This window comes from Rhodococcus sp. IEGM 1366 (assembly GCF_033142425.1).
GTDB lineage: Bacteria > Actinomycetota > Actinomycetes > Mycobacteriales > Mycobacteriaceae > Rhodococcus_F > Rhodococcus_F globerula.
The window spans coordinates 698,816-724,915 of sequence record NZ_JAWLRZ010000001.1 but is presented as its reverse complement, the minus strand read 5'-3'; the positions used below and the strand labels follow the sequence as shown (position 1 = coordinate 724,915).

At 60.5% G+C, this 26,100-nt stretch carries 21 protein-coding genes, 2 tRNA genes and 1 pseudogene; 10 read left to right on the top strand and 14 right to left on the bottom strand.

Annotated elements, in window-relative coordinates:
- Nucleotides 1-25: 25 nt before the first annotated feature.
- From R4P64_RS03570 to dnaA, 13 genes are all read right to left on the bottom strand, one after another.
- On the bottom strand, nt 26-1,693 hold the full coding sequence (locus R4P64_RS03570) for an alpha/beta hydrolase (RefSeq protein ID WP_033235315.1): 1,668 nt from the start codon (nt 1,691-1,693) through the stop codon (nt 26-28).
- 130 nt (nt 1,694-1,823) lie between these two features.
- Nucleotides 1,824-1,896 (bottom strand) — tRNA-Ala (locus R4P64_RS03565).
- A 175-nt stretch (nt 1,897-2,071) separates the two neighbouring features.
- Nucleotides 2,072-2,145: transfer RNA gene (locus tag R4P64_RS03560), tRNA-Ile, on the bottom strand.
- Between the two features lie 75 nt (nt 2,146-2,220).
- A complete protein-coding gene (locus tag R4P64_RS03555) occupies nt 2,221-3,483 on the bottom strand; it encodes a DUF3566 domain-containing protein (protein ID WP_317819300.1) in 1,263 nt (420 codons plus the stop codon).
- On the bottom strand, nt 3,483-6,014 hold the full coding sequence (gyrA, locus tag R4P64_RS03550; protein WP_033235313.1) for a DNA gyrase subunit A: 2,532 nt from the start codon (nt 6,012-6,014) through the stop codon (nt 3,483-3,485). The genes R4P64_RS03555 and gyrA overlap by 1 nt, the downstream gene beginning before the upstream one ends.
- 93 nt (nt 6,015-6,107) lie before the next feature.
- A complete protein-coding gene (gene gyrB / locus R4P64_RS03545) occupies nt 6,108-8,144 on the bottom strand; it encodes a DNA topoisomerase (ATP-hydrolyzing) subunit B (RefSeq protein ID WP_033235312.1) in 2,037 nt (678 codons plus the stop codon).
- A gap of 197 nt (nt 8,145-8,341) precedes the next feature.
- Complete coding sequence (locus tag R4P64_RS03540; RefSeq protein ID WP_317819299.1) at nt 8,342-9,265, bottom strand: alpha/beta fold hydrolase; 924 nt, start codon at nt 9,263-9,265, stop codon at nt 8,342-8,344.
- Between the two features lie 27 nt (nt 9,266-9,292).
- Nucleotides 9,293-10,312 (bottom strand): PDR/VanB family oxidoreductase, encoded by a 1,020-nt coding sequence (locus R4P64_RS03535; RefSeq protein WP_394855597.1) that lies wholly within the window; start codon nt 10,310-10,312, stop codon nt 9,293-9,295.
- 104 nt (nt 10,313-10,416) lie between these two features.
- Nucleotides 10,417-11,310 (bottom strand): metal-dependent hydrolase, encoded by an 894-nt coding sequence (locus tag R4P64_RS03530; protein WP_045066069.1) that lies wholly within the window; start codon nt 11,308-11,310, stop codon nt 10,417-10,419.
- An 87-nt stretch (nt 11,311-11,397) separates the two neighbouring features.
- Nucleotides 11,398-11,931, bottom strand: coding sequence for a DUF721 family protein (locus R4P64_RS03525; protein WP_033235309.1), 534 nt, complete (start codon nt 11,929-11,931; stop codon nt 11,398-11,400).
- Nucleotides 11,924-13,162 carry a DNA replication/repair protein RecF gene (gene recF / locus R4P64_RS03520; RefSeq protein ID WP_045066067.1) on the bottom strand — a complete coding sequence of 413 codons (1,239 nt, stop codon included), beginning with the start codon at nt 13,160-13,162 and terminating at the stop codon, nt 11,924-11,926. The genes R4P64_RS03525 and recF overlap by 8 nt, the downstream gene beginning before the upstream one ends.
- Before the next feature lie 22 nt (nt 13,163-13,184).
- A complete protein-coding gene (dnaN, locus tag R4P64_RS03515) occupies nt 13,185-14,369 on the bottom strand; it encodes a DNA polymerase III subunit beta (protein WP_033235307.1) in 1,185 nt (394 codons plus the stop codon).
- Nucleotides 14,370-14,950: 581 nt separating this feature from the next.
- The gene (gene dnaA / locus R4P64_RS03510; RefSeq protein WP_033235306.1) at nt 14,951-16,504 is read right to left on the bottom strand and encodes a chromosomal replication initiator protein DnaA; all 1,554 of its coding nucleotides are present in this window, start codon (nt 16,502-16,504) and stop codon (nt 14,951-14,953) included.
- Between the two features lie 816 nt (nt 16,505-17,320).
- Between dnaA and rpmH the strand changes: the two genes are divergently transcribed.
- From rpmH to R4P64_RS03480, 6 genes and pseudogenes are all read left to right on the top strand, one after another.
- Nucleotides 17,321-17,464: a 50S ribosomal protein L34 gene (gene rpmH / locus R4P64_RS03505; RefSeq protein WP_003942540.1), complete on the top strand. Its 144-nt coding sequence runs from the start codon at nt 17,321-17,323 to the stop codon at nt 17,462-17,464.
- Between the two features lie 26 nt (nt 17,465-17,490).
- Nucleotides 17,491-17,871, top strand: coding sequence for a ribonuclease P protein component (gene rnpA / locus R4P64_RS03500; RefSeq protein WP_045066064.1), 381 nt, complete (start codon nt 17,491-17,493; stop codon nt 17,869-17,871).
- Nucleotides 17,868-18,221: a membrane protein insertion efficiency factor YidD gene (yidD, locus tag R4P64_RS03495; protein WP_045066062.1), complete on the top strand. Its 354-nt coding sequence runs from the start codon at nt 17,868-17,870 to the stop codon at nt 18,219-18,221. Before rnpA ends, yidD begins: the two co-directional genes overlap by 4 nt.
- Before the next feature lie 4 nt (nt 18,222-18,225).
- Entirely contained in the window at nt 18,226-19,341 is a 1,116-nt protein-coding gene (gene yidC / locus R4P64_RS03490; protein WP_033235304.1) for a membrane protein insertase YidC, read from the top strand.
- A gap of 20 nt (nt 19,342-19,361) precedes the next feature.
- Nucleotides 19,362-19,934, top strand: coding sequence for a protein jag (locus tag R4P64_RS03485; protein ID WP_033235303.1), 573 nt, complete (start codon nt 19,362-19,364; stop codon nt 19,932-19,934).
- A 393-nt stretch (nt 19,935-20,327) separates the two neighbouring features.
- Nucleotides 20,328-21,287, top strand: a pseudogene (locus R4P64_RS03480) (IS481 family transposase).
- Nucleotides 21,288-21,299: 12 nt separating this feature from the next.
- On the opposite strand, the gene R4P64_RS03475 reads toward R4P64_RS03480, so the two are convergent.
- Nucleotides 21,300-21,557, bottom strand: a complete 258-nt coding sequence (locus R4P64_RS03475; protein WP_317819298.1) for a hypothetical protein — start codon at nt 21,555-21,557, stop codon at nt 21,300-21,302.
- 704 nt (nt 21,558-22,261) lie between these two features.
- Between R4P64_RS03475 and rsmG the strand changes: the two genes are divergently transcribed.
- The 4 genes from rsmG to R4P64_RS03455 all read left to right on the top strand — a co-directional run bounded on the left by rsmG (nt 22,262) and on the right by R4P64_RS03455 (nt 26,088).
- The gene (gene rsmG, locus R4P64_RS03470; RefSeq protein ID WP_033235301.1) at nt 22,262-22,942 is read left to right on the top strand and encodes a 16S rRNA (guanine(527)-N(7))-methyltransferase RsmG; all 681 of its coding nucleotides are present in this window, start codon (nt 22,262-22,264) and stop codon (nt 22,940-22,942) included.
- A 60-nt stretch (nt 22,943-23,002) separates the two neighbouring features.
- Nucleotides 23,003-24,058 carry a ParA family protein gene (locus R4P64_RS03465; protein ID WP_233363932.1) on the top strand — a complete coding sequence of 352 codons (1,056 nt, stop codon included), beginning with the start codon at nt 23,003-23,005 and terminating at the stop codon, nt 24,056-24,058.
- Nucleotide 24,059: 1 nt separating this feature from the next.
- Nucleotides 24,060-25,148 (top strand): ParB/RepB/Spo0J family partition protein, encoded by a 1,089-nt coding sequence (locus R4P64_RS03460; RefSeq protein ID WP_095887544.1) that lies wholly within the window; start codon nt 24,060-24,062, stop codon nt 25,146-25,148.
- Between the two features lie 256 nt (nt 25,149-25,404).
- Complete coding sequence (locus R4P64_RS03455) at nt 25,405-26,088, top strand: hypothetical protein (RefSeq protein WP_033235299.1); 684 nt, start codon at nt 25,405-25,407, stop codon at nt 26,086-26,088.
- The last annotated feature ends 12 nt before the right edge of the window (nt 26,089-26,100 follow it).

Sequence of the window (26,100 nt, the reverse complement as noted above, 5' to 3'; positions counted from 1 at the left end):
GTCGTTGCTGTACAGCCACTTTCATCTATTTCGTCGGCTCCACATTGTTGGTGAGGAGCGCACGCAACTGCTCGGTGTTCTCCGGCGTCCACGTCGTCGGATGCAAGATGTTGGCCCACATGTCCGCGGCATCTTCGCCGTAGTTGTGCCCATGACCCGACGGAACATCCGCCGAGAACACCATGTCGAGCGTGACCTGCCAGAACGTCACAAGAGGAATCCACGTCATACCCGGATCCACGTCGCGGCCCTCCGGCTTTTCGCTCAACCAGTCGGGCTTGTTGAGGAGGAGGTCGAACGACCACCACGTGATGGGGTCACTGGCGTGCTGCCAGTAGACGATTCGATCGTCAGCCCAGTCGGCCTCGAGCTCCAGGTCGATCGGATCAGCGGCAAAACGGATCGACTCGCCGCCGTCGATCACGGGAAGAATCTCCCGCGAACCAGAGTCACGATTGTTCGTGATCTCCTGCCACTGCTCCGTGAAGTTGGGTGTACCCACCCACAAAGCTCCGTCCACGCGCGTCATCATGTCCTGGTCCCCGGCAAAAGCGGCCTGACCACCGTACGAACCGAGGCTCTCGCCGAACACGACCAGCTCGGGACGCGTCTCCACGGGCAGGTTGATCCACTCCGCAAAAACAGCGTTGAACAACGCGCGGCCGGCAACCATCGGAGTTTCGCGGTCCGCGATGAAGGCCAACGGACTCGGCAGGAACGAGTACTGCATCGACGCAATGGCGGTGTCACCGTCCTCGACATATTCGAACGCCGACGCCACATCCTCGTTGACCCAACCACGACCCGTGGTTGTCACGACGGCCAGAGTTCCGCGGTCGAACCCACCGGTGCGCTTGAGTTCGTCCACAACCCGGTTTGCCACGCCGCGAATCGAATCCGAGGACTCACGCCCGGCATACACGCGGATCGGCTGCTTCGCCTCACGCCCCGTCAGCGCCGTGATCTCCGCCGCGGTGGGGCCACTACCCATGAAGGTGCGCCCTTCCTGCCCCAGCGAGTCCCAGGCTTCCGCAGACATCGGTGAACCACTGCGTTCGGCAATGAGCGGCTGTTCGATACCGTCCGGAGTTTCGGTATCCGCACCAGAGAAGCTCCAGTTCGCGAACGCGATCAACCCGTTGTACAGCGCACCGTTCACGACAAAGACAGCAAGAGCGAGAACCACAACAAGGCTGGCGACCTTCGCCGCTTCCTTCGGGACGAACCGCAATGCGAACTGCGAAAGGCGGTTCGTGGAATGGCGAATGCCGCGCGATGCCTCGAGCAGGATGAACCAGATGAACAGCGAAATAAGCGCAACCAGAAGGTAGTTTGCCGCACTGTCACGCGGCATACCGACAAGTTCACGGACGATCCGCTGCCACCGCGCCCCCAAAATCAAGAAGAGCGGAACCGCGATCACGGCCACCACCGCCATCGTCCGCCACGCGATCTTCTTCGTGCGCTCCGACCACTGCGGTTCGACGCCACACTTGCGAACCGTCCACGCGACCAGAGTTCCGATCGCGTAACCCATTGCCAGCGAAATGCCCGTCGCAACGCCCTGCAAGTACCACACTCGGGGCAGGAGCGACGGGGTCATCGACCAGGTGAAAAACACCAGCGCAAAGGCAAGGCCGACAGGATGAAGCGTCCCGCAATAGCGGCGGATGCGGTCCCACACAGATCTCATGCGGGAATCGTAAGCGCAGAGCGTCCCATTTCAGGCACCGTACCGCCCAGTCGGCATGCTAATTCTCACGATCTGGGTGCGCACATACAAAAACACCCTCCCAGTTTCCCGGGAGGGTGTTTTCTTACTGTGGAGCCTAGGAGATTCGAACTCCTGACATCTGCCTTGCAAAGGCAGCGCTCTACCAACTGAGCTAAGGCCCCGTTCGGTTTTCCGACCGGAGTCAGAGTACCTATGTTCTAGCTTGTTTCCAAATCGTGCCAAACCTTGTCTCCGCGCTGACTTTTGATCAACTTGGTGACTACGAGAGACACCAGAATGCTAGCCCCGACAAGCAGGAAAACCTTCATTCCAGCAACCCTTCTTCGGCACAAGGAGTGGGCCTAGGAGGACTTGAACCTCCGACCTCTTCATTATCAGTAAAGCGCTCTAACCACCTGAGCTATAGGCCCCTGAACCGGTTTCAAAGATTACCCCACCGGCCCGCTAACACCAAAACGGGTCCGGTGGGGCAACGTTTATGCAGGTCAGTCGCGGTCTGCGAGAGTTACCTCGACGCCGCCAACCAAGTCACTGCAGAGGTTGTAGATGAACGATCCGATCGTGACGAGCGCGGTGAACAACACCATGTTCGCCAAACCGATCACTGCGGAATAGCCGAAGACTTGCCCCGCTGTCACCAGTCCGTCGGATCCGCCATCGGACACGATGTCCGTAAAAGCGTTGTTCAGGCGGTCCCAGACGCCCATGCCGTCCAAAACGACGTACAGAAGACCGACAGCCACCATCCACACGAAGAAAAGTGAAACCGAGATCACAGAAGTGATCTTGAGCGTGGACCACGGATCGATACGACGGATCTGCACCGTCGCCCGTAAAGGCCCCCCGCCGGACGCAGCCGCAACGGCAGCGACGTGATTTTTGTCACCAACGGCCGCCTGCGGCAGGGGATGCTTCGCCTCGGAGAGGTCCGGCATGTCCTTCGGCAGATCCTTACGGCTGATATGCCGAGTCGGACCGTCGATCGCCGCAGCCTTGGCCCGGGGACCAGCCGGAGCATTTCCGGCCGGTGCGTTGGGCCCCTTCGGCGGGGCAACCGTCTTATTCGCAACCGTCTTATTTGCCACAGTCTTGTCGGCGACGGTCTTGTTCGCGACGGTCTTGTTCGCGACGGTCTTGTTGTCGACCGCGTTGTTCATGGCCGCGTTGTTCGTGACCTTCGGAGCAGCCGTTCCCGTGACCACCGGCCGAGCCGGCGGCTGCGACGGAGATCCAGGACCTGTTGGCCGCTGGTTCGGCGGACCGACCGGCGGTTTCCCGGCAGCAGGTGCAGGCCCCTTCCGAACATCAGGTCGCGGCGCAGCCGGACGGGTGATGTTGGTCTGGGGTTCGCGCTGCTGCACCCCAGGCTGCTGAGAAACAGGCTGCTGTGCCCCTGCCTGCTGCGTAACAGGCTGCTGCGGACCTGACTGCTGCTGACCACGCTGCCACGGCGGCGCCTGATTACCCCGTGCCTGATTAGCCGGTGCAGGCGCGTCAGGTGCCTTCGGGGCAGCGGGAGCAGCCGGTGAACTCTTCCCAGCCGCAGGCTGTGCCGACTTGTCGGCCACAGCCTTGGAATCGGCGGCAGAGCCGCTTGGCTTACCAGCGGCCGGAGGTTTCGAAGCCTCAACGGGAGACTGCGAGCCCCCTGCACCCGCCGGAGCAGCTGGCTGCTCCGGCTTTGGGGGCGTCGAACCGGAAGTGCTCGTGCTCTTCTGGTCACTGCCCGGCTGGTTGGGAGTGCTCACTAGGACTCCTTAGCTCCATCGGCATTGTCTGCACTGTCGGTGTTTGCGGCAGCGATCTCTTCGGGTTCGTCGGCGTTGCGCGCAATTGCGAGCAAGGTGTCGCCTTCGCCGAGGTTCATCAGACGCACGCCCTTGGTCTGGCGTCCGGCCTTACGAACCTGCTTGGCAGCTGTCCTGATGACGCCGCCGCCCGAGGTGATCGCGTACAGCTCGTCGTCGTCGTCGACGATGAGCGCTCCGACCAGAGTGCCACGTTTCTTGTCGTACTGAATGGTGAGTACGCCCTTGCCGCCGCGACCCTGGACCGGGTAGTCCTCCATGCCGGTTCGCTTGGAGTAACCACCGGAAGTGGCGACCAGCAGGAACTTGCCTTCACGGACGACGTTGAGCGAGAGCAGCTCGTCCTCGCCGTTGAAGCGCATGCCCTGGACACCGGACGTTGCGCGACCCATGGGCCGTAGTGCTTCGTCGGTGGCCGAGAAACGGATCGACTGGCCCTGTGCCGAGACGAGAAGCAGATCGTCGTCGGCGGAGCACAGAACAGCTCCGACCAATTCGTCGTCGCCGCGCAGGTTGATGGCAACGATGCCGCCGCTGCGGTTGGAGTCGAAGTCCGTGAGCTTGGACTTCTTGACCAGACCGTTGCGGGTGGCAAGTACCAGGTAAGGCGCGTCGTCGTACGTCTTGATCTGGATGACGGACTGGATGCGCTCGTCCGGCTGGAAGGCCAGCAGGTTGGCGACATGCTGACCTCGAGCGGTGCGGCTGGCCTCGGGCAGTTCGTATGCCTTGGCGCGGTAGACGCGGCCCTTCGTGGTGAAGAACAGCAGCCAGTCGTGCGTCGAGCTGACGAAGAAGTGCGAGACGATGTCGTCCTGCTTGAGGCCGGCACCCTGAACGCCCTTGCCGCCGCGCTTCTGCGAGCGGTACAGGTCGGTCTTGGTGCGCTTGGCGTAGCCGGTCTCGGTGATCGTGACAACAACGTCCTCACGGGCGATGAGGTCTTCGTCGTTGACGTCGCCGTCGGCGGCGATGATGCGAGTACGACGGTCGTCGCCGTACTTGTCGACAATTTCCTTGAGCTCGTCACGAACGATCGCGCGCTGACGCTCAGGCTTGGCCAGAATGTCCTTGTAATCGGCGATTTCGATTTCGATTTCGGCCAATTCGTCGACGATCTTCTGACGCTCGAGGGCGGCCAGACGTCGCAGCTGCATCGCGAGGATCGCGTCGGCCTGAATCTCGTCGACGTCGAGGAGGTTCATCAATCCGGCGCGGGCGACGTCGACGGTCTGCGACGCACGGATCAAGGCGATGACCTCGTCCAAAGCGTCGAGAGCCTTGACCAGACCACGCAAGATGTGAGCGCGCTCTTCGGCCTTGCGGAGCAGGTACTGGGTGCGACGGACGATGACCTCGAGCTGATGCGTCGTGTACAGACGGATCATCTGGTCGAGGCGCAGGGTGCGCGGCACACCGTCGACGATGGAGAGCATGTTGCAGCCGAAGCTGGTCTGCAGCTGGGTGTGCTTGTACAGGTTGTTCAACACAACCTTGGCAACGGCGTCACGCTTGACGGTGACAACGATGCGCATGCCGACGCGGTCGGAAGACTCGTCGTGAATATCGGAGATGCCGGCGATCTTGGCGTCACGAACCTGATCCGCGATGGAGGTGATCAGGTTGTCCGGGTTGACCTGGTAGGGCAGCTCGGTGATGACAATTGTGGTGCGGCCCTTGGCATCTTCTTCAACCTCGACCACACCGCGCATACGGACGGAGCCGCGACCGGTGGTGTAGGCGTCCTGAATACCCTGGCCGCCCACGATGAGGCCGTGCGTCGGGAAGTCCGGTCCCTTGACCCGCTCCATGACGGCAGCGAGAGTGGATTCCTCGTCGGCTTCGTAGTTCTCGAGTGCCCAGTAGATGGCTTCGGCAACTTCACGCAGGTTGTGCGGCGGAATGTTGGTGGCCATACCGACGGCAATACCGTTGGAGCCGTTGATCAGCAGGTTCGGAACGCGGCTGGGGAGAACCGTCGGTTCCTGCGTCTTACCGTCGTAGTTCGGTGTGAAATCGACTGTGTCGTGGTCGATTTCACGCAGCATCTCCATGGCGAGCGGCGTGAGACGGCACTCCGTGTAACGCATGGCGGCGGCGCCGTCGTTGCCACGGGAACCGAAGTTGCCCTGACCGTCGACGAGGGGGTACCGCAGCGACCACGGCTGGGCCATACGGACCAGGGTGTCGTAGATCGAGGAGTCGCCGTGGGGGTGGTAGTTACCCATGGTCTCGGCGACCGGACGGGCAGACTTCACATATCCGCGATCGGGGCGATTGCCGGTGTCGTACATCGCGTACAGCACGCGGCGGTGCACGGGCTTGAGGCCGTCGCGCACATCCGGCAGAGCGCGACCGACGATGACGCTCATGGCGTAGTCGATGTAGCTGCTCTGCATTTCCTGCTGGATGTCGACCGGTTCGATGCGGTCGTGCTGCGGTCCGTCCGGTGGCAACGTGGTGTCGGTCATGAGTTCACTTTCTTAAGAAGAAGATGGGGGCGAGCCCCTTGTGCGCCTTTGTGGTTGTCGGAGCTACCGGAAAGGCGCACAGGGCCGTAGGCCCTACACGTCGAGGAAACGGACATCCCTGGCATTGCGGATGATGAAGCTGCGCCGGGCCTCGACGTCCTCACCCATCAACACGCTGAACAGTTCGTCGGCGGCAGCGGCATCGTCCAACGTCACCAAGCGCAGAACGCGCACCGTCGGGTCCATCGTGGTTTCCCACAGTTCCTTGGCGTTCATCTCGCCAAGGCCTTTGTAACGCTGGATGCCGTCGTCCTTGTTGATCTTCTTGCCGGATTCGAGACCAGCCTTCACCAAGACGTCGCGCTCACGATCGGAGTACGCGAATTCCGGCTCGCTGCGCTGCCACTTCAGCTTGTACAGCGGCGGCTGGGCCAGGTAGACGTGACCGTGCTCGACCAGCGGGCGCATGAAGCGGAACAGCAGCGTGAGCAGCAGCGTCGCGATGTGCTGACCGTCGACGTCGGCGTCGGCCATGAGCACGATCTTGTGATAGCGCAGCTTCGCGATATCGAACTCGTCGTGGATGCCGGTGCCGAAGGCGGTGATCATCGACTGGATTTCGGTGTTCTTCAACGCGCGGTCAAGACGGGCCTTCTCGACGTTGAGGATCTTGCCGCGCAGCGGCAGAATTGCCTGGTACATCGAGTCGCGGCCGGACTTGGCCGAGCCACCTGCCGAGTCGCCCTCCACGATGTAGATCTCGGACTTCTCCGGATCGTTGGAGCGGCAGTCCGCAAGCTTGCCTGGCAGGCCACCGAGATCGGTAGCGCTCTTACGACGAACCAATTCGCGGGCCTTACGGGCAGCGATACGGGCCTGCGCCGACGAGACCGCCTTGTTCACGATGGTCTTGGCGTCAGCGGGATTGGCCTCTAGCCAGTGCTGAAGATGCTCGTTGCACGCCTTCTGCACAAAGGACTTGACCTCGGTGTTGCCGAGCTTGGTCTTGGTCTGGCCCTCGAACTGCGGCTCACCGACCTTGACCGACACGATGGCTGCGAGACCCTCACGGATGTCGTCACCGTTGAGGTTCTGCTCTTTTTCCTTGAGCAGCTTCTTGTCACGGGCGTACTTGTTGACGACCGTGGTGAGCGCCGCGCGGAAGCCCTCTTCGTGCGTTCCACCCTCATGCGTGTTGATGGTGTTGGCGAAGGTGTGCACGGACTCCGAGTAGCCGGAGTTCCACTGCATTGCTACCTCGAGCTCGTGGCCCGTGCCCTTGGCCGTGAATCCGACCACCGAGTTGTGGATGGGGCTCTTGGACTTGTTGATGTGACGGACGTAGTCCTCGAGTCCACCCGGGTAGTGGTAGACGCGGGTCTTGGCCTTGCGCGGAGCGGCAGCAGCCGCTTCCTGCGTCTCGGCTGCCGACTTGGGTGCCTCCGCGACGTCGATCGATTCCTCGTCGACATCGATGACCTCGGCGCGCTCGTCGGTGAGCGTGATCGTCAGACCTTTGTTGAGGAAAGCCATTTCCTGCAGGCGACGCGCAACGGTCTCGAAGTTGTATCGCGTGGTCTCGAAGATCTCGGGATCCGCCCAGAAGCTGACCGTGGTTCCGGTCTCCTTGGTGGCGGGACCTTGAATGAGCTCGCCGGGCTTGGAGTCCGTGTACGTCTGATGCCACTCGTAGCCGTCGACCTTGATGTCGACGTCGAGCCTGGTGGAGAGCGCGTTGACCACCGAGATGCCCACACCGTGCAGACCACCGGAGACTGCATAGGAATCGGAGTCGAACTTGCCACCGGCGTGCAGCTGAGTCAGCACGACCTCGACGGTGGGAACTCCGGACGCGTGCATTCCGACCGGGATGCCACGACCGTCGTCGACGACGCGAATTCCGCCGTCTTCGAGGAGGGTGACCTCGACCTTGGTGGCGTGTCCGGCCATCGCCTCGTCGACAGAGTTGTCGACGACCTCCCAAATCAGGTGGTGCAGGCCGCGCTCACCGGTGGAACCGATGTACATGCCTGGGCGCTTACGTACCGCTTCCAGTCCTTCGAGGACTGTGATGGACGACGCGTTGTAGTCCTTGCTGGAAGTGCTTGTATCTGACTTCTGGGCAGCCACGGGTTGGTAGCTCTCCTTCTCCGTCAATACTCGAGCGCAGCCGTCAGCAAGCCCTTGCGGGTGTCGTCGGAGCGGGTTCGAGAATGTTGCCGCTAGTTACCGGAGACCATCTTACTGGTAAGCACCGACAGGAACCGCCCAATGACACCCCTGGCTGCGCCACAGGCGAATTATTTTGGTCCTGGGAGGGTGAATCGCTAGGACGTTTGCTTCTCCTGGCGACGCTCTCTCAGGCTCGCAATAAAGGCCTGCGCATGTTCGGCAACCTCGCCGGCGTGTGAAATCGGCGACCAGTGACCGGCCGCAATTTCGGTTCGCCGCAGGTCGGAGACCCATTTTTCCGTATCTTCGAAGCCCACCGGGCGAACTGCCTTGTCGTACTTGTTCAGGATCAACTGAACGGGCACGTCCGTGTACCGTTCACGCGGTTTGCCCAGAGCAGGCCGAATATTTGCTCGGTACAACTTGAGACCGTTAACCATGTCGTCGGCAATTGTCGGCGCGGTCACCACCGATTTCGGGTCGAGACCGTCGAAAAATCCCAGAAACGCCGGCCAGTGCTTGGAAAACCACAGCCGCAACGGCACCGTGCACAGACCTGGAATCTGAAACAGCACCGTGTACGCCGACGCCACAGCTTGCGCGGCCGGCCCGCGGAACCGCCGCTTGGACGCACTGGAACGGATCCATTTACCGAGATGGTCGAGATTCGGTCCCGATATGGAACTGAAGGATGCGATCTTTTCCTCGGCGCCCGGCTCGCAGACGGCCTCCCAGGTTTCGACGGATCCCCAGTCATGAGCAACGACGTGAACCGGCTCGTTCGGACTGACGGCGTCGATCACGGCAAACAGATCACCGGCCATCGCACTGAGTTGGTAGTCCTGGACTCGCGACGGGATCGTGCTCTCGCCGGCCCCACGGCTGTCGTAGGTGACAACACGGAAATTGTCGGCCAGCAGCGCCGCGACGCGGTTCCACAATTCGTGAGTGTCCGGCCACCCGTGAACGAGGACGATCGTCTCACCGTCCACCGGGCCCTGCTCGAATACGGCAAGGCTGACGGCACCGTCGATGACGCTGCGTGCAGTTACGGCATGGAGAGGCGCGTGCTTGGTCATCTGCAGACCCTTCGTAGGTGAGTAGAACTAGAGATCGAGTACCAGTCGTCCGCCGTCGGAACGCGACACACAAATCAGCATCTCGTTTTCGCGTTCGGCATCGGTCAGTCGGTTTTCGCGGTGATCCGGAGTGCCGGCGAGGACCTTCACCCGGCAGGTCCCGCAGAAGCCTTGCTGGCACGAGTAGCCGACACCGGGCAGGGTTTTCCGGACAACGTCGAGTGCCGACTGGTCGGCATTCACGGTCAACACTTCACCGGAGCTGACCAATTGAACTTCAAACGGGACCCCGCCAACTACCGGCGGAGCTCCAAATCTTTCGAAATGCAAAGCCGTGGAGGAGGTTTCACGAAAACTCGTGCGCACTGCGTCGAGCATGAGTGTCGGGCCACAGCAATACACGGCTCCACCTTCCGGAGCCTTCTCCAGAAGATCTGTGGCAGTGGGTAATCCGAATTCATCGTCAGGCCGCACGAATACTCGTTCCGGTTCCCAGGTAGCGATCTCCTCGAGGAACGGCATGGACTCGCGGGAGCGGCCCGAGTACACGAAGTGCCAGTCCATTCCCAATTCCCTTGCAGCCCTGACCATTGCGATGATCGGTGTGATTCCGATACCACCGGCAATGAAGAGCGCACTACCTTCACCGACAAAGGGAAACCCGTTGCGCGGACCACGAACTGTCACGTGCTCGCCTGGTTGCAGTGCATGCATTTCGACCGAACCACCACCTCCATCGGGAATTCGGCGCACAGCGACGGTATATCCCCAGCGATCAGCGGGGTCACCGCAGAGCGAATACTGTCGACGCAAACCGGAAGGCAAATGAAAATCCAGATGAGAGCCGGGCTGCCACGGGGGAAGCGGCGAGCGGTCTGCAGACTCGAAGCGCAGGCGGACAACATTCTCGTCTGTCGCCACCACTTCACGGGTACTGACCACCATGTTCAGCGCGGTATCCGGGTTGTGACCGGCGATCTTCGGGTTGTAGTCATAGGCCGTCAGAACGCGAAGGTACTTGTCCGCCAACAACTCTGTGATCCGCATAGCCCGATCGGGGCGAGCGCGGCCCGCGAGATCTGGCGGCGCCGGATGCCGCGGAAGACCGTCGTGCCCGATCAGGACGTCCTTGATCCTGGCGATCGACGGAATCACCGTGCCGCCGCCTGCGCGGCCGGCGAGGATGCCAGGTACTTCACTGCCTGAGCCGTCGAACCTTCTTTGCCGGGGTGATACGACTTGGAGAAGTACGTCGACATCCGCTTGACCAGTTCGAAACTGGTGGGGACGGTGCCGCGCTTGCCGGCTGCCACAAAATCCGACAAGTGCGGGCGACGCCGACTCGGCGCCTGGTTGGCAAGTTCGGGATCGTTGCGCATCAGGAATCGGGTTCCGCGGATCCACAACCACACGATGACGGGCGTGACCATGATCTGAGTGCGGATACGGCGGGTTTCACGCTTGTCGAAGTAGCGCATCACGTCGTACGCGACGGAGCGGTGTTCGACTTCCTCGGCTCCGTGCCAACGAAGCAGGTCGAGCATCGTCGGGTGCATACCGGCCCGATCCAGACCGTCGGCGTTGAGAACCCAGTCACCGAGAAACGCTGTGATGTGTTCGATGGCTGCGATGATCGCAAGACGCTCGACCAGGTGATTCTCGGCTCGCAAGCCTGTCAGGGGACGGGGTCCGAGCAGTTTCGAGAAAGCCCATTCCATCTGCTGCGTGTACGGCGTCGGATCAAGTCCGTTTTCTTTCAGATGGACCAGCACACCGGTGTGAGCACCGGCGTGCATGGCTTCCTGGCCGATGAAGCCGACAACGTCGTCACGAAGTTTCTCGTCCTCGATGAGAGGGAGTGCTTCCTTGAACGTTTCGACAAACCACTCTTCACCGGCCGGGAGCAGCAGATGCAGCACGTTGAGTACGTGAGTACTGAACGGGTCACCCGGAATCCAGTGCATCGGCAGGTCGGACCAGTCGAATTCGACATTGCGTGCCTGCAACAAGATGTGATCAGGCTCGGCATGTACCTTGCTCGGCATCTGACTACCCCTTCATGCTCTGTGACACAGTTCACCCAGTAACGGGAGTAACTGTAACATGAAGTAATAGGTACAACCAGGCCCTACTCAGCCATACGTATCGCGAGGTCCGCGGCCTTTGACGTGCCTTTCGCCTTTACGCCAACTGGGTGCGCTCGGTCCTGTAATTCGTAGTGTCTTCACGACGCCGTCACCCACAGCAACTGCGATTTTCGCCAGAATCTGGGACTGCATCATCCGCAACTGAGTCGCCCAGGCCGTCGACTCCGCCGAGATGCTCAGAACCCCTTCACGAAGGGAAATGGGCTCGGCGTGCGCCGAGATGTCTTCACCGACAACCTGCGGCCACCGGCCGAGAACCGTCCCTTCGGACACTCTCGGGGACCAGCCGCGGGATTTGGATACCGCGCTGGTCAATGCACCGAACGGTTGTGGATCGCGGGCATCGGGGCCCGGGCCGGACCAACCTCCACGTCGACGCGGCCTACCGCTACCGAACTTGGGCGACGACCGGCCCTGGCCGACAGCTTTGCCGTTGGCCTTAGCCGCAGCGCGGGCCTCCTCGAGGGCTCGGCGCGCCAAATCGATACCCCGAAGTTCGGGCTCTTTTTCGTCAGTCACGATTCTCGACCCCTTCGGACAAGTCCGTCGTCGCAGACCAGTCTTTCGAGACTATCCGTGAAATACGACCTTCGGGTGTTTCCGATGCTTCGACGCCGAACTTGGCTGCCTCGAGTTCGTCCGGAACGTCCTCCGGAACTGCGGCGGTGACAATGACCTGTTCAGCGGTGGCGGCGACCGCAGCCAACGCACGGCGACGGCGCCGATCCAATTCCGCAAAAACGTCGTCGAGCAGCAATACGGGGTCACTGCCTTCTGTTCGCAGCAACGCAAACCCCGCGAGCCGCAGCGACAACGCAAACGACCACGATTCCCCATGACTGGCAAAACCCTTTGCGGGGCTGTCCCCGAGAATCAACTCGAGGTCGTCACGGTGCGGACCGACCAGACATACACCCCGATCAATTTCCTTGGTTCGCATCACCGACAGTTCGTGATGGAAACGCTCCTCGAGGTACGCGACGTCGTCGATTCCGGGAATCCTTGTGGGATCGGTGAATTCAGGATCCAAGGACGTTCCGAGGCTGCTGCGGTATCGCATCGACGCGGGCCTCGATTCCGGCGCTATCGAGCGATACGACTCGGCAAGGTGCGGAGCGAGATCGTGAACCAACTCGAGGCGTCCGGCCAATAATTGTGCGCCGTGCGCCGCCAAATGCCCGTCCCACACCTCGAGGGTGGAGAGAACATTCTCGCCGCTACCGGAACCGCGTCGTAGTGCCCCGCCCGCCGTTTTCAGCAGCGCTGAGCGTTGACGTAACACCTTGTCGTAATCCGCACGTACAGCGGCCATTCGAGGGATGCGGAACGTCAACAGTTCGTCGAGATATCGCCGGCGGTCACCAGGATCACCGCGAACCAACGACAGATCCTCCGGCGCAAACATCACGGACTGAAGGATGCCGAGTACTTCGCGGGGACGCCGCGCCGGCGACTGATTTATCCTGGCGCGGTTGGACTTTCCCTCGATCAGCTCGACGTCGATGGTGAGTTCACGACCGGAATTGACCACCGTTGCACCGGCAAAAGCGCTAGCGGAACCGTTGCGAATCATCGGGGCATCAGAAGAAACCCGATGAGAGGACAGCGTCGACAAGTAGCCGAGCGACTCGAGGATGTTGGTTTTACCGTGCCCGTTGGAACCGAGGAACACAGTGGTTCCCGGTACCAGATCGAGTGTCAGGGAATCCCACGAACGGAAGTCCCGCAACGAGAATCTACGAACGAACACTCATGCCGCCCAACAGCGATTATCAGCCTGGAAGTCGAACCGGCATCAGCAGGTAGGTGTATTCGCTCGAGGGCGCAGCGAAGTTACCCGACTCGTCCGGTGTCGGATCTTCGTCGGTAGCCGGACGCAGAACTGCGGGACGGCTGGGCGTCGTGAAGCCGAACAGGACGTTCTCGCTGTGCAGCGAGTTCAGTCCATCCGTGAGGTATCCGGGGTTGAACGCAATGGTCAACGGCTCACCCTGGAACGTTGCGTTGAGAGTTTCCTCAGCGCGGCCGGCGTCGTCGCCACCAGCGGAGAGCAGCAGTCCCTCGGAAGAGAACTGCAAACGCACCTGAGCGCCACGCTCTGCCACGAGAGCTACACGCTTGATGGCTTCGATCAGCGGAACAACCTCGACGGTTGCCATGGCGGTGTGCTGCGCCGGCAGAAGCTGGCGGAACTTCGGGAATTCGGCATCGAGGAGGCGAGTCGTTGTGCGACGACCGTCGTTGACGATACCGAGGAGGCCGTCGTTGCCGATGCTCGAGCCTGAACCGAGAGCCAGCTCGACCGGTGAACTTGCGTTTCCGGCAAGCGTTTTCGCGGATTCGGACAGGGTCTTTGCCGGGATGAGAACCGCAGCCTCGACATCGGGGTTTGCCGGCATCCATTCGAGCTCACGGACAGCAAGACGGAAACGGTCGGTCGCAGCCAGAACAATGGAATTCTGGGCGATCTCGACGCGAATACCGGTCAACATCGGCAGGGTGTCATCTTTACCGGCTGCGATGGCAACCTGACTGATCGCTTCGGAGAACAGATCTACCGGGATGGAACCCGATTGCTGCGGAAGCGTCGGAAGCTGCGGGTAGTCCTCGACCGGCATCGTCGGCAGGGAGAACTTTGCACTTCCGCACGAGATCAGAACGCGAGTGCCCTCGAGGGTGACATCGACAGGCTTGTTGGGCAAGGACTTGGTGATGTCGGCAAGGAGGCGACCGGAAACCAGGACCTGACCGACAGTGGTGACATCTGCGGAAACGCGAACCTGAGCGGATACCTCGTAGTCGAAGCCGGAGACCGTGAGTCCCTGTTCGGTTGCATCGAGAAGAACGCCACCGAGAACGGGAACCGGCGGCCTCGAGGGGAGGCTACGGGCAACCCATGCAACTGAATCTGCGAACTCTTCCCGGGATACGCGAAACTTCAGGCTTCCAAGCTCCATCGCCGGGTAATTCCTCTCGGTAGGCATGTTCTGGTGACAGCAAGTCTGGCACAGACGTCAGATGACAAGTTTGGCACAACGGGGTGCGACGCCAACCGTATGCCCTCGAGGGGCGATCAGGAAAGCCGAGACGGGGACGAGCGAGGCCCGTTCCGAGGTTCCTCACAGGAGTTGTCCACAAATCTACTTTTAAAGAGCTTTTCCTAGAAATTTCTCAGTAGTAGTAATAAGTCCTGTGCAATCTGTGGAGTAACGGTTGTCGATGCAGGTCTGCCCCCTCGAGGGCTTGTGGACTTCTCGAGGACAGACTCGAGGAGCGATCAGGCCCCTCTGTGCACAGACAAGAAGTTTTCGGATTACTCCTCGAGATCTCCACAGACTTTCGAAGTTATCCACACAGTTATCCCCAGATGTGAATACTTTCCAGAAGAAACGAAAGGTTTAACTAAATCGGCGTGTCGAACCCCGGCGTGTCGTGGGTTTGGAGGAATGACACGCCCTCGAGGGACGCAGTCGACACAGCGGTGCCCCCTCGAGGGAAGGACTTTCCCCCTCGAGGGGGCACCGGTAAAAAATGCAGGTCAGCGCTTGGAACGCTGCTTGATCCGAGCCGTCAGCTCTTGTACCTGGTCGTACACCTTGCGACGTTCGGTCATTTCCTTACGGATCTTCTTGTCCGCGTACATGACCGTGGTGTGGTCACGCCCGAACGTCTGACCGATCTTCGGCAATGACAAATCCGTCAGCTCACGGCACAGATACATAGAGATCTGGCGTGCCTGAGCGAGCGGACGGGCCTTACCCGGCCCGCAGAGGTCGTCGATCGACATATTGAAGTATTCGGCCGTCACGGCCATGATCGTCGCCGCATTGATCTCGAGGCTCGACGAATCAGGCATCAGGTCCCGAAGGACAACTTCCGCCAACGTGAGATCCAACGGCTGCCGATTGAGCGAGGCAAACGCGGTGACACGAATCAACGCGCCCTCGAGCTCGCGGATGTTGCGCTCGATCCGGCTGGCGATCAGCTCGAGGACGTCGTGCGGCACCTCGAGGCGATCCATCCGCGCCTTCTTGCTCAAGATCGCGATACGCGTCTCGAGTTCCGGCGGCTGAACGTCGGTGATCAGGCCCCATTCGAATCGCGTTCGCAGACGCTCCTCGAGGGTTGCCAACTGCTTGGGCGGCCGGTCGGAGGAGACGACGATCTGTTTGTTCGCGTTGTGCAAGGTGTTGAAGGTGTGGAAGAACTCTTCCTGGATACCTTCCTTGCCTTCGATGAACTGGATGTCGTCGACGAGGAGGACGTCCGTCTCGCGGTAGCGGCGCTTGAATGCCACCTTGCGGTCGTCGCGAAGACTGTTGATGAAGTCGTTCGTGAATTCTTCCGTGGAGACGTACTTCACGCGCATACCGGGAAAGAGCCGTTGCGCATAGTGGCCGGCCGCGTGCAGCAGATGCGTCTTGCCGAGCCCGGACGCGCCCCAGATGAAGAGAGGGTTGTAGGCCCGGGCGGGCGCCTCCGCGATCGCGACCGCGGCAGCGTGAGCAAATCGGTTGGACGAACCGATGACAAACGTGTCGAACGTGTACTTCGCGTTGAGGCTATTTGCACCGGAATTCGACGAGGACGGCGTCGACGGCGGTTTCGTGAAGTACGACGGCCACGATTCGTGAACGCTCGCCAATGCTTCCCGGTCGTCGTCGACCTCTTCGCTCTCGGCGGTCTCGGAGTCGGACGGTTCCCCGTCGCCTTCGGTGAATCGGCGTCGACGGTAGGCGCCGGAACTGCTGACCGATTCGAACTGCCGGCTTCCTGTGCGCTCTTCCGGTTCTGCCGAATCTTCGTCGGGAGGAGCGATACGGACGCCGAGGCCTTCGACCTGTCCACCGAGATGTCGTCCGAGTGCTTGCAGAATCGGTTCGCGCAGATCGCGCTCGATGGTCTCCTGAGCGAAGGACGACGGAACCGAGAGGAGTGCAAATCCTTGCGCGAGTGTGAGTGGTCTCACCAGGCGGACGAATGCCTTCTGCTTACTACTCAGTATCGGAAGATCGTTCCCGGGGTCATCACTCGTGAGTTCTGCAACCACGTCGACCCAGGCACGTTCGAGCGCGTTGGGATCGTCGTTCACGTGGTTCCTTCCGTGTTTCACCGACAGCGAGTGCGCTGGCGCTACCGAGCACGTTGCTGCGGCATGGATGTTCGGTGGTGGGGATGTGCGCTGGTGTGACACTTTTGTTATGTCTGTTGGTGTGTCTGCCACCTGAGGTGAGAAACCTCGTAACAGCCTACGAATATGCCACCTGAACTGTGTTTCCACACAATTATCCACAGATGTGGACAAACGTGCACCGAGTCGGTTTATTTGTGGGATTTTTCCTGAGAATCCAACCCGAAGTCGATCTACCTGGCCTTTTGATGTAACTCGAGGCGTTGGACACTCGGCGGTAGCGGTGCGTTGATACTCACAGCCCTGTGGATGAATGCCAAAACTTGGGTTTCCGCGTCGCAACCTGACCCCCGGACCGAACGTGCAGATGAGGCCTTGTCGAGTGCTCTTCCGCCGGAATTGCGTACACCGGGTTTTGTATGCTCTGAGCACCGTTGCGAAAATGTTGCCAAGGTCACACTCGGTGCCTCGCTCGAGGTCAACGACCTATGCACATCCGGGTTCGAAAATCGGGGATTCGAGGACATTCGGCGTGTCGCTTCTGCTTCGGAGGAGTGGCCGCCGAATGCGCTGGTTTGACCTTGGCAACGGTGGTAAGTAACCTCGAACAGTCACCCGCTGGTGGTGATCGTTTCGTGCTGACTACATATGTCGGGTCGGAAGGATTATCCAAGCCGCTTGCCGGGTGGAGAAGACCGTTAGATCCAAGGCGCTCAGGTGGCGCCGATCAATTAGAGGGCGCCGGGAGGCGCCAATGAACTTCGAGGAGTGTTGACCGTGGCCAAGGGCAAGCGGACGTTCCAGCCGAATAATCGCCGCCGCGCGCGTGTTCACGGCTTCCGTCTTCGTATGCGTACCCGTGCGGGTCGTGCAATCGTTTCGGCGCGTCGCCGTAAGGGCCGCGATTCCCTGACAGCCTGATCTGATTCTGAGATCAGGAGCTCGGGGTGTTGCCTGAGCCGTACCGGTTGCGCCGCCACTCGGATTTTTCCGTGGCGGTGCGACGTGGTCGTCGTATGGGAAGACGCGACCTTGTCGTGCACGCGTTCGATCGCGAGCAGGTAGAGGCGTTGGTAGTAACAAATCACGGTCCCCGATTCGGGCTGATCGTGAGCAAGGCTGTCGGGCCGGCGGTGATTCGACATCGAGTCGCGCGCCGGCTTCGTCATATATGTGCAGACCTCGCACAACAGGTTTCACCGGAAACAGACGTGGTTATTCGTGCACTTCCGGGTAGCGCGAGCGCCAGTTCCGATGAGTTGGCCAAGCAGTTGCGCGCAGGTCTGGGCAAAATGAATCTATTGGTGTCGGTAAGTGAAGAGCCATGAGTACTCCGCTCGATGAGCAGATCGAAACTCCCCAAGCCTCCCGTTTTCTGACGGTTTTGAAGGCTGTGCGTCGCGCTCCCGCCACTGTTCTCATCTTCTGTATCGAGTTGTACCGGACGTATGTGTCGCCCCTGCGGATGCCGACCTGCCGGTTCACCCCCACGTGTAGCGAGTATGCGGTGGATGCCCTCCGTACACACGGGGCGATCAAAGGCCTTTTCTTGACTGTGGTGCGGTTGGCGAAGTGTGCCCCCTGGCATTCTGGAGGGTGGGACCCCGTTCCGCCCCGTCGTGGCCGTGATGCGGGTTGCCGCCACCGCGGTCCTATGGACGAACAGAGGAGTACTTAGAGCCGTGCTCAATTTCATTTACTATCCGGTCTCCGCGATTCTGTGGGTCTGGCACAAGGTTTTCGGCTTTGTGTTCGGCGCAGACAGCGGTTTCGCCTGGGCACTCGCAGTGGTGTTCCTGGTGTTTACGCTGCGTGCGGTTCTGTACAAGCCGTTCGTGAAGCAGGTCCGCACCACCAGACAGATGCAGGAACTGCAGCCGCAGATCAAGGCTCTGCAGAAGAAGTACTCAGGTGACCGTCAGCGTCAAGCTGTCGAGATGCAGAAGCTCCAGAAAGAGCACGGATTCAACCCGATCATGGGTTGCCTCCCGGTCTTGGCTCAGGCACCCGTCTTCATCGGTCTGTTCCACGTTCTACGTTCGTTCAACCGAACCGGAACCGGTATGGGTCAGCTGGGTATGGATCCCGCTACGAACGCCAGCACGCCTAACTACGTGTTCAGCGCTGCGGATGTGCAATCCTTCCTGGACGCACGTCTGTTCGGTGCACCGATCTCGGCTGCTATCACAACCCCCGTCGCACAGCTTCAGGCTTACGTCACCGAGAACGTTCCCGAGTTGCCGTCACGACTGAACATCATCCTGGTTGCAGCTCCGCTGATGATCATCGCGAGCATTGCTACGCACTTCAACTCCCGCGCATCCGTCGCCCGCCAGTCCGAAGCTGCCGCAGCGAACCCACAGTCCGCGATCATGAACAAGCTCGCGCTCTACGTTTTCCCGCTCGGTGTTCTGGTCGGTGGACCGTTCCTGCCTATCGCAATTCTTCTGTACTGGGTTGCCAACAATATCTGGACCTACGGTCAGCAGCACCTCGTCTTCCGCAAGATCGACGCCGAAGAAGAAGAGAAGAAGCAGGAAGCGATCTCACGTCGAAACGACAATGCTCCCAAGCCCGGTGCTCGCCCGAATCCCGCCAAGAAAAAGGGATCTCCGGCCGCACTGAGTGCGACGGAATCATCAGACGAATCCGAGTTGCCCGAGGTATCTCTCAACAAGGCCGACAAGCCAGCGACCAAGCCCACCGGCTCGGGGGGTGGCGGCGCTTCGTCGAAACCGAAACAGAACCGGCCACAGAGCAATCGCGGTAACTCCCCCAAGCGCAATAAGCGGCGCTGATCGAGGAAAGAGAACGACCAATGTCCAGTGATGCTGACACCGCTTTGGATGGAGAAAACGCAGACGTGAGCACTGAAATCGCTGCGCCCGTTACCGACGTCGACGTCGAAGATTCAGACATCGACGATTCTGACGACGACCTGATCGAAGAAGGCGAAATCGCCGGCGATTACCTCGAGCAGTTGCTCGATGTACTCGACTTCGACGGTGATATCGACCTGGACGTCGAGGGCGATCGTGCGATCGTCAGCATCGACGGCGGGGACGATCTGACCAAGCTGGTTGGCCGTAAGGGCGAGGTTCTCGACGCTCTCCAGGAATTGACCCGCCTTGCCGTCCAGCAGTCCACAGGCGAACGTAGCCGCTTGATGCTCGATATCGCCGGGTGGCGCGCAGGCCGTCGTGAAGCACTCAGTGCCCTCGGTGCCGAGGCTGCTGCACGTGTTCTCGAAACCGGTGAGCGCGAAGAACTGGCGCCGATGACGCCGTTCGAACGCAAGATCGTGCACGACGCCGTCGCCAAGGTGAAGGGCGTATCGAGCGAAAGTGAAGGCGCTGAGCCGTCACGTCGAGTGGTTGTCCTGAAGGACTGACACTCCCCCAGCAGTACAAGAATGCGAGCCCCGGATTCGATCCGGGGTTCGCATTCTTTTTGCATTTTCCGGCAATCGGTTTCACGTGAAACGGTCGCGAAAACGGCACCCTCTTCTGGTATCTCGTGAACGATCACTTCGTTGCCGATACCCGTCACCACGGCAACGAAGGTTACAGTCCGTGTGTCGATCCCGACGAGCCAACTGACCGAGACACCTCGTTGGCGGGACACTTGGCGGTAGATCGCTGTACAACCGTCGATGATTGCTTTCGGATACGACGCCTAGGTGTACCCGGCCAGGACATTGGTAGCGGGCGTGTCGGCTTGATGTGAAGAGAACCTCCGGTTGGGGTGTGGCTTGTCGAAGGCCCACTTCCCACCGGAGGTTCTCGTGTCCCACGGTAATGCCCGCACCACGTATCTCGGGAGAATGCTCATCGTCGAACGCCACCGGGACGGCTGGCCCAAGGCCCATATCGCCAGCGCGATGGGGTTTCCCGTAAATGTGTGTCCACTTGGGTGGACCGCTTCGCGGCCGAGGGTGAGGCGGGATTGCACGATCGGTCCTCTCGTCCGCACATGATGCCGACCCGAACCGCGGCCACAGTCGAGACGCGGATCGTCGAAACTACGCATGCGTGAACGACGCGGACCGGACTGGCTCGCAGCGGAACTCGGGGTGCCGGCCCGCACCGTCTCCCGCGTCCTGCGACGACACCAGGTGCCGTATCTGGCCGACTGCGACCCGTTGACCGGAGAGGTGATCCGCTCGTCGAAGACCACCGCGGTGCGCTACGAACGTCAGCGCCCCGGCGAGCTGGGGCACATGGACGTCAAGAAGCTCGGCCGGATCCCCGACGGCGGCGGATGGTGTGCCCGCGGCCGCGAGCACCGGGAGCGGGACTACTCGACGAAGGTTGGATTCGACTACGTTCACTCGCTCGTCGACGACCATTCCAGGCTCGCCTACTCGGAGGTCCTGCCGGACGAGAAAGGCGCCACCTGTGCGGGTTTCCTGATCCGCGCGATTGACTACTTCGCCGGCAACGGGATCACCAGGATCGAACGGCTGATGACCGACAACGCCTGGGCCTACCGGTGGTCATTGCGTGCGGTCTGCGCCTAGCGCGGCATCCGTCAGAAGTTCATCAAACCGCACTGCCCATGGCAGAACGGCAAGGTCGAACGACTGAACCGCACCCTGCAGGCCGAGTGGGCCTACCGGCAGGTGTTCACCAGCAACGCCGAGCGCACCGCCGCGCTTGCGCCCTGGATCGAGTACTACAACACTCGACGACGTCACAGCGCACTCGGAGGCCTGCCGCCGATCAGCCGGCTGTCACCAACCTGATGGCCGGTACACCTAGGCCGTGTCGATGATTGTTTGCCTGACGACGTCGAGATCGATCAGGTCATCTTCGGGACCGATCTGTGACGGCAGAAAGCTCGTCAGGGCGAACGGTATTCGAATCACAGTCGGTTTCGGCGGAGGAACTGGCGGAGGGCTGTCGCTGTAGTCGACGTCCCATATGAGCGCGCCTTCCTCGAAGGTCGGAAGCAGGCCGGAATGTTCGGTGCCCGATTCGATACTGATCCGAACCGAATCGACATAATCCGTCAACGACGCCGATACAGGATCGCAGTCATCAGCGACCTCCCAGCCGAACTCGCGAACGAAACCTTGTTGCTGACCCCGCGGGTGTCGACGTATAACAGGTCGCCGGATCCGTTCTCTGCGAACGGAAGATAAGTATCGAGGAACATGTGCGCGACTTCCCCGGCTTGTTGTTGCCGAGCGACCTGAATCCAGTCGTCGCCGAGTCCTTCAGTGTCATGGAGTGTTTCCGGATCTCGGCAGTATTTATGGTTGGCGACTAATTCGTCGAGACGAGCAATCCGAAGTTCGGGAACAGGCTGCCGATTAAGTCCCCTCCCCCGGTCGGCTGTTCCTGGCCGTCATGAAGTGAGTAGAACCCGCACCCATGTACGTGAGCCACGAGTCGGTAAGTGTCATTTTTCAGAATGTCTGGGGCGGGATGAATGTGCCGGATGGTTTCACGTGAAACGCCTCACCTCAAGTTCAATGAATTAGACAGTTTTCGGGATGAATTTCCCCATATAGGAACACTGCTTAGTTTCGTCACTGTGATGATACTGCTCGAGGGGATCTCTCTTTGAATGAGTATGTTTCACGTGAAACCTGGCGCGACTGCGAATGAGTTGGCAGACTCACAGCGAGTCGACGCGTAGAAGTGAACACTTGTCGGCGATAACACGGATAATAACTTTGGTCTTGATTGTTGATTTCGCGGTATACGCGGGAGGATGTTTCACGTGGAACAAAATGGTGCGGCGTCGGTTGACTGGGATGAACAAGCGACTGCGCGCGCTGTGTTCGGCGATCGATACGACATTGCAGAACGCTACTACCAATCTCTGGCAACGGACGGCGTTGAGCGTGGTCTCATCGGACCTCGCGAGGTGCCGCGACTCTGGGAACGTCACTTGCTCAACTGCGCTGTTATTGGTGAGTTGATCGCCGAAGGTGAGTCTGTTGTCGACGTAGGAAGTGGAGCCGGGTTGCCGGGTATCCCTCTCGCAATCGCGCGGCCGGACCTCAAAGTGACTCTGGTCGAACCGCTTCTACGACGGTCTGTGTACCTCGCCGAGTTCATCGAATCCAACGGATTGGATGTTCTGGTGGTCCGGGGGCGCGCCGAAGAATCTGGCGTAGTGAAGGAAGCGGGCGGTGCCGACGTAGTGACGTCGCGTGCTGTTGCGCCGTTGGAAAAGCTGGCCCGTTGGTCACTCCCCCTCATTCACGAGCACGGTCGGATGCTTGCGCTGAAGGGTTCGAGCGCTGCGGAAGAGATCGAGCGTGACCGAACCGCGTTGACCAAACTCGGCGCGGGCAAGTTCGAAATACTCGAGTGTGGATCCAAATTTCTCCGGACGCCCACCGTCGTGGTCAAGGCCGAGCGTCTCCCCAAACGGCGTCAGCGATGACGAAGGAAGTACACATGATGAGAGCACGCAGTGGTCGATTCGCAATCGAAGGAGCAGTCAATGTCGGGTCGATCTGAAGCCGTGGTTTCACCGGAAATTGTTACTACGTCCGAAACCGCTCCGTCGCCGGAGACCGCTGTTTCACGTGAAACAGCAACACCGCAGCCGAGCGTGAACGCGGATCCGGTGATCAATGACGACGAGAATTTCACGGCTCCCTATTCCGAGATCTCCTCGGAAGAGACTCCGATCGGCGCCGCCGCGCATCGCGCAAGCCAGGTGCTGCACCCACACTCGGTGACCCTGCCCAAGCCCGCTTTCCGTCGGGTCATCACGATCGCCAACCAGAAGGGTGGCGTCGGCAAGACAACAACAACCGTCAACCTCGCTTCTGCGCTCGCCCTTCAAGGGCTTACCGTCCTCGTGGTCGATTTGGACCCTCAGGGCAACGCCAGCACCGCTCTGGGCGTCGTTCACACCTCGGGTACCCCTTCGAGCTATGAGCTCCTCATCGGCGAAGTGAAGGCCGTTGACGCGGTTCAGACAAGCCCGCACAGTGAACGGCTTCTCTGCATCCCCGCGACAATCGACTTGGCCGGCGCCGAGATCGAACTGGTGTCGATGGTGGCTCGCGAGAATCGTCTCAAGGGCGCGCTCAACGACAAGGTGCTCGCGGAGCTGGACGTGGACTTCGTCCTCATCGACTGCCCGCCGTCTCTCGGCCTTCTGACCGTCAACGCGATGGTCGCGGCCAAGGAAGTTCTGATCCCGATTCAGTGCGAGTACTACGCCCTCGAGGGGGTCGGCCAGTTGCTGCGAAACATCGAATTGGTGCAGGCACACCTGAATCCCGATCTGCATGTCTCGACCGTTCTCCTGACGATGTACGACGGCCGCACCAAGCTCGCCGACCAGGTGGCAGAAGAGGTGCGTAAGCACTTCGGCGACACCGTTCTCCGGGCTGTGATTCCCCGAAGCGTCAAGGTTTCCGAAGCTCCGGGCTACGGCATGACCGTTCTCGATTACGACCCGGGTTCACGCGGGGCGATGAGTTACCTCGATGCCGGCCGCGAATTGGCCGGACGCTCTGTCACCACTACGACGCAGGAGCAGTGAGATGAGCCAGGCACGTAAAGGCGGATTGGGCCGCGGCCTTGCCGCACTGATTCCTACCGGTCCGGCCACTGCACCCGGACTGGGGGCGGCAGCAGCGGATCTCATCATCGGCGGTGAGGTGGGAAGCGGTGACATCGGAAGCCGTGAAAACGGCGGCGAGAAGGCCAACCCCTCCCCTCCCCCACCGAAGACAGCGGCCCCCAAAACGGCAAAATCGAAAGCTGGCGCCGCAAAGACTGCAGTGCCGACCGCGGATGAACTCGAGTCTGAACTGACATCCGCTGGCGCTGTCTACCTCGAGATCGAACCGAGTCTGATCGAGACCAACCCGAAGCAGCCGCGTCACGTTTTCGACGAAGAAGCACTTGCGGAGTTGGTGCATTCCATCCGTGAGTTCGGTTTGATGCAGCCGATCGTGGTTCGCCGCAACGGCGACAAGTACCAACTTGTCATGGGTGAGCGCCGCTGGCGGGCGAGCCAGGAAGCCGGCCTCGAGAAGATTCCGGCGATCATTCGTGAGACCGACGACAACTCGATGTTGCGTGATGCGCTCCTCGAGAACATTCATCGTGTTCAGTTGAATCCCCTCGAGGAGGCTGCCGCGTATCAGCAGTTGCTCGAAGAATTCGAGGTGACGCACGAGGAATTGGCGAACCGTATCGGTCGCTCGCGCCCCGTCGTGACCAACATGATCCGTCTGCTGAAGCTGCCGGTGGCTGTCCAACGACGCGTCGCTGCTGGCGTCCTGTCGGCCGGGCATGCTCGTGCATTGCTCTCCCTCGAGGCGGGTGCCGACGCTCAGGAAGTGATGGCGGCGCGCATCGTGGCGGAAGGAATGTCGGTCCGAGCGACAGAAGAAGCTGTCACTTTGGCCAACCGCGCGGACAGTGAGATCGCTCCCCCACAGAAGCGGAAGCCGATCGTGATGCCGGGTCTGCAGGATGTGGCGGAGCGGTTGTCCGACTCGTTCGACACCCGCGTGACGGTGAGTTTGGGTAAGCGGAAGGGCAAAATTGTGGTCGAGTTCGGCTCGGTGGATGACCTTCAGCGCATCGTGGGCATGATGGAAGCGCAGAAATCGAACAAGTGACGAAACATCGACATCCATCCATACCAGCTAGTTTTGTCACTGTGACAAAATGTTGAGGCTGAGCGGTTCCTGGAAGTGAAATACTTTGAACCGCAACAGTTTTGATGTGGCGGGTGCAGCGGCAGCGCAGACGGAGTTGTGGTGGCTTATTCTGGAGAAGGAAAACGCGTCGGGTAGGGCAAAAATGTGCGGCGGAGACCTAAATGTTCGGCAGATACCAAAATTGAGATCGCGACCTACGGAAGTGAGTTAGCCAGTGTCGACTCACGTCATCACATCGCTGCGGCTTGACGGTCTCGATCAACTTTCGGCACACGCTCGCCGCTGTGTGTTCTGGGAGATGGATCCGGCGGCCCTTCACGATGCGCGGGGATTCTGCGATCAGGAATTCGAAAAAGAAGCGTGGCTGTCGATGGTTATGCTCGAGTGGGGATCCTGCGGCCAGGTCGCGGTCAAGGACGGCAAACCACTCGGCAGCGCTCTCTACGCCCCTCCCCGCACCATTCCGCGCGCCCAGATGTTCCCCACCAGTCCCGTCAGCTCTGACGCCGTTCTGCTGACCAGTCTTCGGCTGGAGCCGTCGGGCGTCGAGGAAAGCCTCGGGCCGGCCCTCATTTCCGCTGTCGTGACCGATCTCGTTCGACGCGGTGTCCGTGCCCTCGAGGCTTTTGGTATCCGCGCACATGAGCAGGAGTCGGCGTCGGATATCGCGTCGGCAACTGCAGCATTGGAATGTTCACCGGAGGAATGCATGATCAGCGCAGATTTCCTCGAGGATTACGGCTTCGAGGTTGTTGCGCCCCATCATCGGTACCCACGCTTGCGGCTCGAACTCGATCGGGACCACGAGTGGAAAGTCGACGTCGAGGAAGCCCTCGATCGACTCCTGCAGGCCGCGGCCCTCGAGATGATTCAGGTCGGTGAACTGACACGCGTGTGAGTAACGCGCGTG

Bases quoted from the DNA above. Each gene is read 5' to 3' on its own strand.
- rsmG (WP_033235301.1), top strand. From the start codon at position 22,262: ATGTTTCACGTGGAACAAAATGGTGCGGCGTCGGTTGACTGGGATGAA.
- gyrA (WP_033235313.1), bottom strand. From the start codon at position 6,014: ATGACCGACACCACGTTGCCACCGGACGGACCGCAGCACGACCGCATC.
- R4P64_RS03485 (WP_033235303.1), top strand. From the start codon at position 19,362: ATGTCCAGTGATGCTGACACCGCTTTGGATGGAGAAAACGCAGACGTG.
- R4P64_RS03530 (WP_045066069.1), bottom strand. From the start codon at position 11,310: ATGCCGAGCAAGGTACATGCCGAGCCTGATCACATCTTGTTGCAGGCA.
- R4P64_RS03460 (WP_095887544.1), top strand. From the start codon at position 24,060: ATGAGCCAGGCACGTAAAGGCGGATTGGGCCGCGGCCTTGCCGCACTG.
- yidD (WP_045066062.1), top strand. From the start codon at position 17,868: ATGAGTACTCCGCTCGATGAGCAGATCGAAACTCCCCAAGCCTCCCGT.
- dnaN (WP_033235307.1), bottom strand. From the start codon at position 14,369: ATGGAGCTTGGAAGCCTGAAGTTTCGCGTATCCCGGGAAGAGTTCGCA.
- R4P64_RS03535 (WP_394855597.1), bottom strand. From the start codon at position 10,312: ATGCGGATCACAGAGTTGTTGGCGGACAAGTACCTTCGCGTTCTGACG.
- R4P64_RS03540 (WP_317819299.1), bottom strand. From the start codon at position 9,265: ATGACCAAGCACGCGCCTCTCCATGCCGTAACTGCACGCAGCGTCATC.
- R4P64_RS03570 (WP_033235315.1), bottom strand. From the start codon at position 1,693: ATGAGATCTGTGTGGGACCGCATCCGCCGCTATTGCGGGACGCTTCAT.
- R4P64_RS03465 (WP_233363932.1), top strand. From the start codon at position 23,003: ATGTCGGGTCGATCTGAAGCCGTGGTTTCACCGGAAATTGTTACTACG.